Genomic DNA, 12,489 nt, shown 5'->3' on the forward strand with positions numbered 1-12,489 from the left:
TCTTTTTCCGTGGCCTTGCCTGCAGGTTCTGCCGTGACTCAACCCACACCTTCCGTACGCAGTGTCCTCGCCGCGCTGATGTTGGCGATTTTCCTCGGCGCCCTGGACCAGACCATCGTGGCGGTGTCGATGCCGGCCATTTCCGCCCAGTTCAACGACGTCAACCTGCTGGCCTGGGTCATCTCCGGCTACATGGTGGCGATGACGGTGGCGGTGCCGATCTACGGCAAGCTCGGCGACCTGTACGGGCGCCGGCCCATGATGCTGATCGGCATGGGCCTGTTCACCGTCGCCTCGCTGTTTTGTGGCATGGCGCAAAGCATGGAACAACTGGTGCTGGCGCGTATCCTCCAGGGCATTGGCGCGGGCGGGATGATTTCCGTGAGCCAGGCGATCATCGGCGACATCATCCCACCCCGCGAGCGCGGGCGTTACCAGGGTTACTTCAGCAGCATGTACGCCGTCGCCAGCGTGGCCGGGCCGGTGCTGGGCGGCTATATGACCGAGTACCTGTCGTGGCGCTGGGTGTTTTTGATCAACCTGCCATTGGGCGCGGGCGCCTGGTGGGTGGCCCATCGCACCCTGGTGGGGCTGCCGGTGCCACAGCGCAAGCCGATCATCGATTACCTTGGCACGCTGCTGATGATCGTTGGCCTGACGGCGCTGTTGCTGGGCATCACCGAAATCGGCCAGGGCCATCATTGGCGCGATGATCAAGTGCTGGGCCTCCTGGCATGTGCCCTGGTGGCGTTGACGCTGTTTGTCTGGCACGAGCGCCGGGCGCGGGAGCCGTTGTTGCCCATGCACCTGTTCGCCAACCGCAGCGCGGTGCTGTGCTGGTGTACGATTTTCTTCACCAGTTTCCAGGCCATCTCGCTGATCGTACTGATGCCCCTGCGCTACCAGAGCGTCACGGGCGCCGGCGCCGACAGCGCCGCCCTGCACCTGCTGCCGCTGGCGATGGGCTTGCCCATGGGCGCGTTCTTCGCCGGGCGCATGACCTCGGTGACGGGGCGCTACAAACCCATGATCCTGGCCGGGGCAGTGCTCACGCCGATTGCGATCCTCGGCATGGCCTTCAGCGCACCCCAGTCCCTGGTCTTGAGCAGCCTGTTCATGGTGCTCAGTGGCATTGCCTCAGGCATGCAGTTCCCGACGTCCCTGGTGGGCACGCAAAACTCGGTGGCCCAACACGACATTGGCGTCGCCACCAGCACCACCAACCTGTTCCGCTCCCTGGGTGGCGCGGTTGGCGTGGCGTGCATGTCGGCCTTGCTGCTGGCGTTGTTGCAGGATTCGAGTATTGCCCATCTGGCCAGTGGCTCGATGATGGCTGAAGGCAGTTCCGGCAACGTCCTGCTCGATGGCCTCAATGCCGCGCCCGGCCCGGCGCAGAATGCCTTGCGTGGGGAGTTGCTGAGTACGTTCCGGCATTTATTGATGATCAGTGCGGCGGTGTCGCTGCTGGGGCTGGCGGCGGCGATTGCCATGCCCAACCATCTGTTGCGTGGGCGTGAGGACAAGGCGCGATAAACGCTTCGACCCAGGACGCTCAATCAAGCGCGAACCCCGCCCGTGGCGAGGGGGCTCGTCCCCCGTTGGGCTGCGCAGCAGCCCCAACCCAATAGGCCTCACCGAGTTTTATCTGACACACCGGGGTGACATATTTTGGGGCTGCTGCGCAGCCCAACGGGGGATTCTTTAGCGCGGGCGCTTTATGGGCTGTAGTAACCCACCGCCACCAGAAAATGCCCACTTTTACGCAGGTAGGCATGCTTGTCTTCCACCTTGCCGGTCACCGGGTTTTTCCAGCGGTACTCATATTCGCCCTGACCCTGCTCCTTCATCAGTGCCAGGATCGGCTCACCCACGGGCTTGCCGTCCGGGTCCTTGACCTTGGCAAAGTCGGTGTTGATCAGGCGCAGGTTGGTGCCATGGGCCACGTAGCGCCCGGTATCCAGGTCGACCACGAACACATACAGGTCGTCCTGCAGGAAGCCACCTTGCAGCGCGTTGATTGCCTTCAGGGTGCCCGCTTCGTTTTTCTCCAGGTCCTTGACCGCCTTGTCCCGCAGGGCCTTGGCCTGTTCGGGCGTGGCGCGGGGCAGGTAATAGCCGACGGCGAGGATGCGCTGGCCGATGCGCTGGTAGAACACACGCTTGCGTTCAACCTTGCCATCGTTCCAGTTCTGCCAGCGGTATTCGGCCTGCTGGATGCCATTGCCTTCCGGGATTTTCAACGCCTCCGTGAAGGACTCGCGCAGGTCCGGGCCGAGCACTTTGGACACGTCGCGCCCGATCAACGCCGATGACGGGCCGCCACTGGCCAGCAGCACGCCCTTGGTATCGACCACGAACACATAACGGTCCTTGTCGACAAACTCGCCCTGGCGGCTGAAGGCGGCGAAGGCCTTGTCACCGTTGTCGTGGTAGTAGGCCAGAGCCTTCTCCAGCAGCGCCTTGGCGGCCTGGGCGTCCTGTTCCTGGGCGGTAGCGGCGTGGGCCTGGCTGGCACACAACAGCAACAGCAGCCAGGTGGCGCGGAGCATTCCCTTCATTGACCCGTCCCTCGTTCTTGTGAATGTCCCAACAGCGTAGACGGCTGTGAGCTATGCATGAATATTCAGCAAACGATGTAAGTTACTTCTGAATGTTTAGTGAGGTCGCATCCAAACTCCATCAAGGGTGAATTTAACGACTTATTGCACCGTGTGACGCTGGTGCTCATCTCTTCACTGTGATCACTGCATGGACGGCTCCCCCGACGCTCACCCCGAGGCCTCGCCTGGCGCCATCGCGCCCTGCTGCCCGGTATGTCGGTTGGGTGCTGATGCACTGCCCTCTGAACTGGCCTTTTGGGCGCTGTGGCACTGCCGCCACGCCCGCCCGCCAGACACCACGCCCTTACGCTGATTGCCCCCATCCAGGGCGTGCCGTCGTGCGCGCCTGCCTGACGCAAACGTAAGAGAGCTGCCATGAGTACCGTCTTTGCCAACCTGCACGAAGCCCAGTCCTTTCTTGACCACAACCCCGATATCGAGATGTTCGAACTGTTCATCCTCGACAGCAACGGCGTGCCCCGGGGCAAGTTGCTGCACCGTGATGAACTGCTGGCGGTCTATGCAAGCGGTCGGCCGCTGCCCAGCACCATCCTGGGCCTGACCCTCAATGGCGATGACGTAGAAAACTCCGGCCTGGTGTGGGAGGTGGGCGATATCGATTGCCGTGCCTACCCGATCAGCGGCAGTTTGCAACGCATGCCGTGGCGCTTGATTCCCACGGCTGCGGTACAAGTCAGCATGCACCCCGAGGAAGGCCTGCCGGCGACGGTTGCCGATCCCCGGCACTTGCTGGCCAAGGTCATCGACGGGCTCAAGGCCGACGGTTATTACCCGGTGATGGCGGCGGAACTGGAGTTCTACCTGCTCGACCAGAAACCCGACAGCAATGGCCGCCCGCAACCGGCGCGGGATGTGGATGGCGCTCGCCCGCGCTCGACCCAGGTCTATGGCCTGCGCGAACTGGAGCAGATCGAGCCGTTTCTGGCCGACCTGTACAGCGCCTGCAAACTGCAAGGCATCCCCGCGCGCACGGCAATTTCCGAATACGCCCCAGGCCAGGTGGAGATCACCCTCGAGCATCGCAGCGATGCGTTGCAGGCGATGGACGAGGCGGTGCGTTACAAACGCCTGGTCAAGGGCGTGGCCCACAAACACGGGATGACTGCCTGTTTCATGGCCAAGCCGTTCGACGACCTGGCCGGCACAGGCATGCACATGCATGTCAGCCTGGCGGATGCCGACGGCAACAACCTGTTTGCCAGCGAGGCGCCCGACGGCACGCCATTGTTGCGCCAGGCGGTCGGCGGGATGCTCAGTACCTTGCTCGATTGCTTGCTGCTGTTTTGTCCCAACGCCAACTCCTACCGCCGCTTCCAGAGCAACAGCTACGCGCCGCTGGCCGCCACCTGGGGCGTCGACAACCGCACGGTGAGCCTGCGTGTGCCGGGCGGGCCGGCGTATTCGCGGCATATCGAACACCGCATCTGCGGCGCCGATGCCAACCCTTACCTGGCCGCGGCGGCCATTCTCGCGGGGATTCACCGAGGCATTCGCGAGCAGCGCGATCCGGGCGCGCCGGTGACCGGCAACGGTTATGCCCAGGCCAAGGAGTTGCTGCCTACCGATTGGCTGACCACCTTGCGCGCATTGGAAGCTTCGGCCTGGGCGCGTGAGGCGTTCGGCCAGGAGTTCCTCGGTGTGTACCTGGCGGTCAAGCGGGCCGAGTACCGGCAGTTCATGGGCGAAGTGGGTGAGCAGGACTGGCGTTGGTACCTGCACCAGGCGTGACGGTGAACCTTTCGACCTTTTTTTCACGCAGGGGTGGTTAAGCTCAAGTTCCAGTGTCCGTAGAGACCGGTTCATCTACATGAGTCCCGTGATGTCGCCACCCCCCCTATCGTCTATCGAGGCTGAATTCGCCGCGCGCTGTGACCGTGACCACGCTCGGGTCTGTGGTGACACGCGACCGCCTGGTTTGCTGCGGCGCTTGTGGTTATGGCGCGATGAGCGCCTGGTGCGCCAGGCCCTGAAGGTGGCGGGGGAGCCCGGCCTGGTGCTGGACCTGGCCTGCGGGGCGGGGCGTTTCTGGCCGGTGCTGGCTGAACACAGCAACCGCGTGATCCTGGCCTCGGACGCCTCCCAAGTCATGCTCGATCATGCACAGAGCCACCATGGCGCGGCATTTCTGCGGCGGATCAAGACGTTTCAGGGCTCGGCCTTTTCCATCGGCCTGTCGGCCAACGCGGTGGACTGCATTTTTTGCCTGGAATTGTTTCGCCACGTCCCCACGGCTGACGCGCGGCTGGCGTTGTTGCGCGAATTTCACCGGGTCAGCCGCGACACGGTGATTGTCTCGGTAGACAGCGACAGCCGCCATAGTCAACGCCACCCGGCAGGCGCGGGGCAACCTTTGCTGGCCCATCGCAGCGAGGTGGAAGCGGAGTTCCGCCAGGCGGGCTTCACGGTGCTGAACCAGCAGGAGTTCATGCCCGGCTCGGCCTTGTGGCGGGTTTATGTGCTGCGTAAAAGAGGATAAGCCGTACACGTCGGACTATTCTTCGTCTCCTGTCAGAGTTTTCATGATGGCTGGCACACTGCGGGTGCTCGAAAGACCCTCAGGCGATATATACTGCGCGCCATTCTTCAAGGGAGAGCCGTGTGGCCATCGATATTCACTGGATCTGCGACAACGATAGCCTCGGCCAGCATTGCGCCGAATGGCAGCAGTTGCCATTCGTCGCCCTCGACACCGAATTCATGCGGGTCGACACCTTCTATCCCATCGCCGGGTTGATCCAGATCGGGGATGGTGTACGCGCTTATCTGATCGATCCCCTGACCATCGATAACTGGCAGCCCTTGGCCGCGCTGCTGGAAAATCCAGCGGTGATCAAGGTGGTGCACGCCTGCAGCGAAGACCTGGAAGTATTGCTGCGCCTGACCGGCAGCCTGCCGGTGCCATTGTTCGACACGCAATTGGCGGCGGCCTACCTGAACCTCGGCTTCTCCATGGGCTACTCGCGCCTGGTGCAAGCGGTGCTGGATATCGAGTTGCCCAAGGGCGAGACGCGTTCGGACTGGCTGCAGCGGCCACTGTCCGAGACCCAGGTCAGTTACGCCGCCGAAGACGCGGTGCATCTGGCGCAGGTCTATACGCTCCTGCGTCCGCGGTTGTCCGACGATAAGTACGCCTGGGTCCTGGAAGATGGCGCCGAACTGGTGGCCAACCTGCGCCGGGAAATCGACCCCTACGAGGTCTACCGCGACGCCAAGCTGGCTTGGAAACTGTCCCGGGCCCAGCTCGCCGTGTTGCGCGAACTGTGCGCCTGGCGCGAGCAGCAGGCCCGTGCCCGCGACCTGCCACGCAACCGCATCATCCGCGAACACTCACTATGGCCCCTGGCCAAGTCGCAGCCGGATAACCTCGCTGCCCTGGGCAAAATCGAAGACATGCACCCGCGCACCGTGCGCCAGGACGGCGAGTTCCTGCTGGGCCTGATCAAGCGTGCCGCCAGTGTGCCGATGGACCAATGGCCACCGGCCGTGCCCGAGCCGTTGCCGGTGGATGCCGCGGTGCTGATCAAGCAACTGCGCGCCCTGGGCCAGACCTTCGCCGAACGCCTGGACATGGCCCCGGAACTGATGCTGCGCAAGAAAACCCTTGAGGCGCTGGTCAAGAGCGGCTACCCCGATGGGCCTTACCAATTGCCTGACTCGCTGCGTGGCTGGCGCCGCGAGTTGATGGGCCAGGCGCTGCTGGACAGCCTGGCCACTGCCGGAGAACAGCCTTGAAACATATTTGCTCCATCTACCGCAGCCCGAAACGCGCCGGCATGTACCTCTACGTGCTCAAGAGCGATGCCCTCGAGCGCGTGCCCGAAGGCCTGCTGACGGTGTTCGGCAAGCCGGTACACGCGTTCAACCTGGTACTGACGCCGGAACGCAAGTTGCAGCAGGAGGATATCGTGGCGGTCCTGGCCAACCTCGAAAAGCAGGGCTACCACCTGCAGATGCCGCCGCCGGATGACGAGTACATCGAACACCTGCCCGAAGAGTTGCTGCGCCGTAACGACCCGATGTGATCGACCAGTGTCCCGTTCGGGACACGTTTGAATCGAATGACCTGGCGAGCCCCGAGCCCTGCAGTCAGTTTGCTGGCGGTGGCCGCCTGCACTGTTTTTGAAAGGTTTGAACCATGCGCGTTCTGATAGCAGAACAGGACCACCCGCTGTACGCCCGATTGCTGCGCGAAGCGGCGCCGGATATTGAAGTCCTGACCAGTGGCGACTCGGCCCAATTGTCGAGCCTGGCTGCCGATTGCCCGGTGTGGCTGGGCCAGCCGGACCTGCTGGCAACCCTGCTGCGCCAGGGCCATCACCCGCAGTGGCTGCAATCGACCTGGGCCGGCATCACACCGCTGCTGGCCGATGGCCTGCCACGGGATTATCGGCTGACCCGTGCCGTCGGCATTTTTGGCCAGGTGATGGCCGAGTACGTGCTCACCTATATGCTCGGTCACGAGCGTGAAGTGCTGGCGCGCCTGGTGAGCCAGGTCGAGCGCAAGTGGGACAACCGCATGGGCCAGAGCCTGGCGGGGCGCAAGGTGCTGATCGTCGGCACCGGCGATATCGGCCAGAGCGTGGCGCAGTTCCTGCTGCCCTTTGGCGTGGAGTTGTACGGCATCGCCAGCGAAGCCCGGGAGCAGGCACCGTTTATCGAGGTGGTCGGGCCGGATCAACTGGGCCGCCTGGTGGGCGAGGTGGACTATGTGGTCAACCTGCTGCCCAACACGCCCAACACCCACGACCTGTACGACGCAGCGCTGTTCAAGCAGTTCAAGCCGACCGGGTTGTTTATCAACGTCGGGCGTGGCGTGGCGGTGGTGGACGCCGACCTGGTCGAGGCGTTGAAGGAAGGTCACCTGGCCGGTGCGGTGATCGACGTTTGCCGCCAGGAGCCACTGCCCCAGCGCCATCCGTTCTGGACCGCCTGGGGGTTGCTGCTGACGGGCCACAGCTCCGCGCCGACCTGCCCGCGCAGGATGGTGGCGCTGTTTGTGGAAAACCTGCGGGCGTACCAGGCCAAGGATTCGCTGCGGGGCGAGGTGAGTTTCGAGCGGGGATATTGAAAAACCCCACACAGTGCGTGGCACCCATCTGATTTTATCGCTGGCGGCAAAAGTGGGAGGCTCTCTGACCTTAAGAAGGGAGGCCTCTCCATGCTCGTTTTGCGCGCTGTTCCCCCGCCACTATCCCCGCTTCTCATGCCTGCGGCTGATCGCGCCGTTGACGCTTCCCGCCCGCTGCAGCCGCAACCTGATCCGACCACTGTTGATGCAGGCGCCCAGGTCATCCCGGCCCGAACCAAGCAGCCGGCGGGTTTGCGGGCCGCGCTGGCAGACCAGGCAAACCTCAAGCTCCTGGCGCGCAAGCTCCACGAGGTCGCCACCCGATTGGGCGTAGACGCTGCGCCTCAAGCAGTGCTGGCGGCGCTGGAGAGTACGCCGATGGGCATCGACCCTGAGTCGTCCCATGCGCTGGAGACCGGTCGCAGCATCACCTTGGCAGCCTTTATCAAGCATCTGGGTTTATTCCTGCCCTCCAGTCATTTTCATCTCACCAGCCTGGCCCAGGCGCTGGATGAAAAAGCCCTGGAGCACCCTCTTGGCGATTTTGGTGGTGGGTTGTCCTGGCCGGTGCCCTTGAGCCCAACCGAGCAGCGCAAACTTGGCGTGTTGACCCAGAGTTATCTGGGTGAGCAGCCACAAGGCAGGCAAGGCAAGGGGGTGTTGGGTTTCCTGCACGCTTGCCAGCCAGTCGCCGCGCCTGTGCTGGGCAACCCCGCCAAGGCTCTGGAGTCGCTGGTCAGTTCCAGCGAGGGGCAGCGGCTGGGGAAGTACCTGCAGGAACAAATGGGCGGGATAGCCACTGACTGCAGTGCCGGCGACTATTTGCTGGCAGCCATTGCTGTACAGATGGATCCCGAGTCCATCGGCGCTCCCCAGCGCAACAAGGTGGCGGGTTTCGACCTGGCCAGCGAGAAGCACTGGGGCCAACCCGCTTCAACGGTGGTAGCGGGGTTGAGCGAGCACCTGAGCGCTGGAGGCAAGACCAGCCCGGAAATGGCCGGGGTGGGCGCCTATCTGTTGCTGGCCAAAGCGGCTCCCGAATTTCTTATCAAAGACATCCCCGCCAGCGTGACCTATGGCAGTTCGGCCTGGGCCAGCCTGGCGATTGCGGCGGCGACCATCGAGGCCCAGTCGCCGGGCAAAGTACCGAACATGACCTTTGTGCAGGTCATGCAGCAGGCCGAGCGCGCAAGGCTGGCTGATCCGGATATCACCCAGCGTGCACAGCAGGCTGCGCTGGTGGACTGGGGGGTGGTCAATGGCCTGCTGGTGCGCAAGGCGGACGAACGCTACACCGACCAAGAACTGGACACCCTCCAGAACACCTTCAATACCCGCCAGCAGCAAATGATCAGTGCCAGCCGGTCATTGGACCAGGCCCTCCCTGGTCGAAAGGCACTGGCGCTGGCCGAACTCAAGCAACGGTTTGGCGATCTCGGTGGGCTTTTTGAAGAAAGGTTGATCAGCACCACAAGCTACCCGCGAGGAGCGCCGGGAACGCCGGCCACCCGATTGGTCGGCCTCCATTCGTTGCTGGATATCGCCATGATGGACCTGCCTTCTCCAGCCTTGTTCTATTCGGCGGACAGCCGCATCCCCCTGGCCGAGTTGAATGCCAACTACCGGTTTGGCACAACCGAGTCGTTCAACCAGCAGTTCAATGATGTCATCCAGAGTAAAAAGGCGGCGGTCACCACAGCCGTCAAACACTTGATCGCGCAGCTTCCCCTGGAGGACCGAAAGAACTTTGAATATGGAAAGATCGCCTTCTATCAACGTTCATCCCATACGCTCGGGCTGGGGTTCTCCGATAAAACCCATCATCCCAAGGGGGTGGAGCTGCTGGTAAAAACCGAACGCGAGGGAAAGACGGCGGCGTACGAAATAAACTTTGCCCAAGGCACTATTCGATCAACTGAGCCCTGGCAAGCCGAGGAGCGTCGTTCCAGAAATGCCAACCTGGTCTGCGAGACCAAGGCGTTCACACCTGCCGCCAACCAAGCCCAGCAACAAGAACAAACAACACCCGTGGGTAACCCGCTACTTGATAGTTTTGCGACGGCACGCACTCAATACATTGCGCAGGCATTTGTCGAACACCTTGATCTTGATGATCCCGCGATAAAGGAATACGCGGGAGGGCACACCACGCTGGACGCACAGCGGGGCAGGGCCAAGGTTGTTGAAACGTTTTTATTGAACCTGGTTCCGCTGCGTTCGGCGATTGTCAATTTCCAGCAGGGCAACTATGGCGAGGGCGCCTTTGACCTGGCGCTGGATATCTTTGGCTTCCTGACTGCCGGCGCGGGCGTCGCCGGAAAGCTTGGCAAGTTAGGCAGCGCAGCCATATCCGGGACGGCCAAGGCCTTGCAGGGAGCGAAGATCATTGGTGCGGCCACGATTGGCGCCTTGAACCCGCTGGGCGGGTTGGGCGATTTGAGCGTCGGCGGTGCCAGGCTGGTCGGCAAAGGGCTCGCCAAAGGTGTCGGCGGGGTCAATAGGCTCAGGGGCACTTCCGGCAGCTATGACCTGTTGAAGGCTGTCAGCAACGACTATGGCGCAGCGGCTACCGGCAGGTTCAAGGTGGCAGGGCGCAGTGTCGAAGCAGGGGCCGTCCTGCATAACGGCAAATGGTATGCCTTTGATGCCGACAGGCTACGTGCCTATGGTGGGCCTCTGCAGGACTTTGTGGCCCAAACCAGGGCCGTGGACGGCACGCTTGCCATGGCACGTGTCGCGCCGGGCAGCGAGTTGGGCAACAGGATGCTCGTCGAGTACAGCGTTGCGCCCTCGAAAATAGCCGGGCTGTCGCGCAACAGCCAGGGCGTCTATGTTGCGGCTGACGGTCACTTGTCCCATATCCGCCATACCGACAGTGCCGGTGAGACGGCTGTGTATGAGGTTCGGCAAGTCACCCGTACCGAAGAGGGCGTGGTGCAGGCACGGATCTATCACCGTGGTCGGCAGACGCCGCTATTGGTCCAGCATGTACAAGGTGATCAATGGCAGCGCCTGAATCTGTTGGGCGCTGCTCCGATGCCGGTGGCAGCCGATCTGGGCGCTGTGATCGGGCAAGGTGGCGAGGGCATTATCTACGCGAGCCTTGATGGCAAAAGTGTCTACAAGGATCTGGGGCCTACATCAATCAAGCCATCGGATAAGTACATCAATACGGAAGTGGTCTCGCTGAATAAATATTACGGCGAGGGTTTTGCCAGGGTAATCATCGAGGATGGGCGTAAATATATAAAAATGGGACGGATCGAGGGTGTGGATCTCAGCATGTTCAAGCGCAATGGCCTGCCACCCGAGGCGCGCTCATTGCTGGATGATGTATTGGCGCAAATGGAAGCCAAGGATATCTATCACAATGATCTGCAATTAAATAACTTTATGTACTCTGCCAAAGACCAGAAAGTTTACCCGGTGGATATGGATTCCCAGGGCTTGGAGTTTATGGTGCCGGTGGTCATGGACACATATAACAGGCATAAAGAGGCGCTGCGCGTGGCCTACAGTGGCCTTATCGCTAAACCTTCTTGATGGGGGGGCTGGACACCCCGCCGTTTGTCAGCGGCGGGGGGGGGCAGGCTTAAAGGTTGAAGTCCCCGGCGGCCACCAACTCGCTCAATGGCCGGCGCGGGCTTGGAGCTTCACGGGCTTGGAGGTATTGCGCCAGGGTCGACTTGTCTCCCAGCTTGCCCACGGCAACCGCCGCATGCAGCGCATACCCCTCGGGGATTTTCAGTTCCTTGCGGGTCAGTTCCTGATCGAAACCGGCCATGCCATGGGTGTGCCAGCCGCTGATGCTGGCTTGCAGCGCCAGGTGGCCCCAGGCCGAGCCGGTATCAAAGGTGTGCCACAGGGCAGGGGTTTCTTCGCTGGCGCCCGGCACCGCAAAATCGGTTTTCGAGACCACGATCACCAGCGCCGACGCATGTTGCGCCCAGCCACGGTTGAATTCGTTCAGCAGGCCAAGGAAGCGCTGCCAGTCCGGCGTATCGCGACGGGCATAGAGAAAGCGCCAAGGCTGCGAGTTGTAGGCCGAAGGCGCCCAGCGCGCGGCCTCGAAGAAGCTCAGCAAGGTTTCCTCCGGGATGCTTTCCCCGGTAAACGCACGCGGCGACCAACGTTCGGTGAACTGCGGGTGGATCGGATAATCGGCAACGCGTGCTTCAGTGCTCATAAGCGCATCCTGATGGAAAAAACCGGCCTTCAAAGCTACTGCGCCACCGCGTACCTGACAAGTCTTGCCCTACCGGTAGTCGTAAGCGCTTGGCCCCAGGGGGCTTGGGCACTAGACTGGCGGCCTTTTAACATACCGAAACTGATGTAGAGCCATGGCCGCCAAAGTCGAACCTTTCTGGATACGCAAAACCCTTGAGCACCTCGACCAGGAGGAATGGGAGTCGCTGTGCGACGGCTGTGGCCTGTGCTGCCTGCAAAAGCTCGAAGATGAAGACGACAACAGCGTCTACTACACGCGTATCGCCTGCAAACTGCTGGACCTGAAAACCTGCCAGTGCACCGACTACCCTAACCGCCGCGACTCGGTCCCCGATTGCATCCAGCTCACGCCGGGCCAAGCCGATCAGTTCAAATGGCTGCCGCCGACCTGCGGCTATCGCCTGGTGAGTGAGCGCAAGGACCTGCCGCTCTGGCACCACCTGGTCTGCGGTGATCGCGATGCCGTGCACCACGAACGCATTTCCCAGTCCGGACGCATGCTCAGCGAAGGCAGCGTGCCCGAGGATGATTGGGAGGATTACCTGATTTTCCGCGCAGGCTGAAAAGGAGAGC

At 62.2% G+C, this 12,489-nt stretch carries 10 protein-coding genes; 8 read left to right on the forward strand and 2 right to left on the reverse strand.

Annotated elements, in window-relative coordinates; genetic code table 11:
• The first annotated feature begins 15 nt into the window (after positions 1-15).
• A complete protein-coding gene (locus GDV60_RS07695; RefSeq protein WP_159909191.1) occupies positions 16-1,533 on the forward strand; it encodes an MDR family MFS transporter in 1,518 nt (505 codons plus the stop codon).
• Positions 1,534-1,715: 182 nt separating this feature from the next.
• On the opposite strand, the gene GDV60_RS07700 is transcribed toward GDV60_RS07695, so the two are convergent.
• Positions 1,716-2,558 carry a cache domain-containing protein gene (locus tag GDV60_RS07700; RefSeq protein ID WP_159906771.1) on the reverse strand — a complete coding sequence of 281 codons (843 nt, stop codon included), beginning with the start codon at positions 2,556-2,558 and terminating at the stop codon, positions 1,716-1,718.
• Between the two features lie 417 nt (positions 2,559-2,975).
• On the opposite strand from GDV60_RS07700, the gene GDV60_RS07705 reads away from it, so the two are divergent.
• The 6 genes from GDV60_RS07705 (at position 2,976) to GDV60_RS07730 (ending at position 11,232) form a co-directional block, all read left to right on the forward strand.
• Positions 2,976-4,349 (forward strand): glutamine synthetase family protein, encoded by a 1,374-nt coding sequence (locus tag GDV60_RS07705; RefSeq protein WP_154906397.1) that lies wholly within the window; start codon positions 2,976-2,978, stop codon positions 4,347-4,349.
• A 91-nt stretch (positions 4,350-4,440) separates the two neighbouring features.
• Positions 4,441-5,097: a class I SAM-dependent methyltransferase gene (locus GDV60_RS07710; RefSeq protein WP_159906773.1), complete on the forward strand. Its 657-nt coding sequence runs from the start codon at positions 4,441-4,443 to the stop codon at positions 5,095-5,097.
• A gap of 122 nt (positions 5,098-5,219) precedes the next feature.
• The gene (rnd, locus tag GDV60_RS07715; protein WP_070995099.1) at positions 5,220-6,353 is read left to right on the forward strand and encodes a ribonuclease D; all 1,134 of its coding nucleotides are present in this window, start codon (positions 5,220-5,222) and stop codon (positions 6,351-6,353) included.
• Positions 6,350-6,643, forward strand: coding sequence for a YcgL domain-containing protein (locus GDV60_RS07720; RefSeq protein ID WP_029292329.1), 294 nt, complete (start codon positions 6,350-6,352; stop codon positions 6,641-6,643). Before rnd ends, GDV60_RS07720 begins: the two co-directional genes overlap by 4 nt.
• A 113-nt stretch (positions 6,644-6,756) precedes the next feature.
• Complete coding sequence (locus tag GDV60_RS07725) at positions 6,757-7,689, forward strand: D-2-hydroxyacid dehydrogenase (RefSeq protein WP_070995100.1); 933 nt, start codon at positions 6,757-6,759, stop codon at positions 7,687-7,689.
• 90 nt (positions 7,690-7,779) lie between these two features.
• Complete coding sequence (locus GDV60_RS07730) at positions 7,780-11,232, forward strand: hypothetical protein (RefSeq protein ID WP_159906775.1); 3,453 nt, start codon at positions 7,780-7,782, stop codon at positions 11,230-11,232.
• Between the two features lie 49 nt (positions 11,233-11,281).
• On the opposite strand, the gene GDV60_RS07735 is transcribed toward GDV60_RS07730, so the two are convergent.
• Entirely contained in the window at positions 11,282-11,875 is a 594-nt protein-coding gene (locus GDV60_RS07735; RefSeq protein WP_029292332.1) for a nitroreductase family protein, read from the reverse strand.
• A gap of 154 nt (positions 11,876-12,029) precedes the next feature.
• Here GDV60_RS07735 and GDV60_RS07740 point away from each other — a divergent pair, with 154 nt between their 5' ends.
• Complete coding sequence (locus GDV60_RS07740) at positions 12,030-12,479, forward strand: YcgN family cysteine cluster protein (protein WP_029292333.1); 450 nt, start codon at positions 12,030-12,032, stop codon at positions 12,477-12,479.
• Positions 12,480-12,489: the final 10 nt, after the last annotated feature.

Source organism: Pseudomonas sp. DTU12.1 (assembly GCF_009873475.1).
GTDB lineage: Bacteria > Pseudomonadota > Gammaproteobacteria > Pseudomonadales > Pseudomonadaceae > Aquipseudomonas > Aquipseudomonas proteolytica.

Bases quoted from the DNA above. Each gene is read 5' to 3' on its own strand.
- GDV60_RS07730 (WP_159906775.1), top strand. From the start codon at position 7,780: ATGCTCGTTTTGCGCGCTGTTCCCCCGCCACTATCCCCGCTTCTCATG.
- GDV60_RS07700 (WP_159906771.1), bottom strand. From the start codon at position 2,558: ATGAAGGGAATGCTCCGCGCCACCTGGCTGCTGTTGCTGTTGTGTGCC.
- GDV60_RS07725 (WP_070995100.1), top strand. From the start codon at position 6,757: ATGCGCGTTCTGATAGCAGAACAGGACCACCCGCTGTACGCCCGATTG.
- GDV60_RS07710 (WP_159906773.1), top strand. From the start codon at position 4,441: ATGTCGCCACCCCCCCTATCGTCTATCGAGGCTGAATTCGCCGCGCGC.
- GDV60_RS07705 (WP_154906397.1), top strand. From the start codon at position 2,976: ATGAGTACCGTCTTTGCCAACCTGCACGAAGCCCAGTCCTTTCTTGAC.
- GDV60_RS07740 (WP_029292333.1), top strand. From the start codon at position 12,030: ATGGCCGCCAAAGTCGAACCTTTCTGGATACGCAAAACCCTTGAGCAC.
- GDV60_RS07735 (WP_029292332.1), bottom strand. From the start codon at position 11,875: ATGAGCACTGAAGCACGCGTTGCCGATTATCCGATCCACCCGCAGTTC.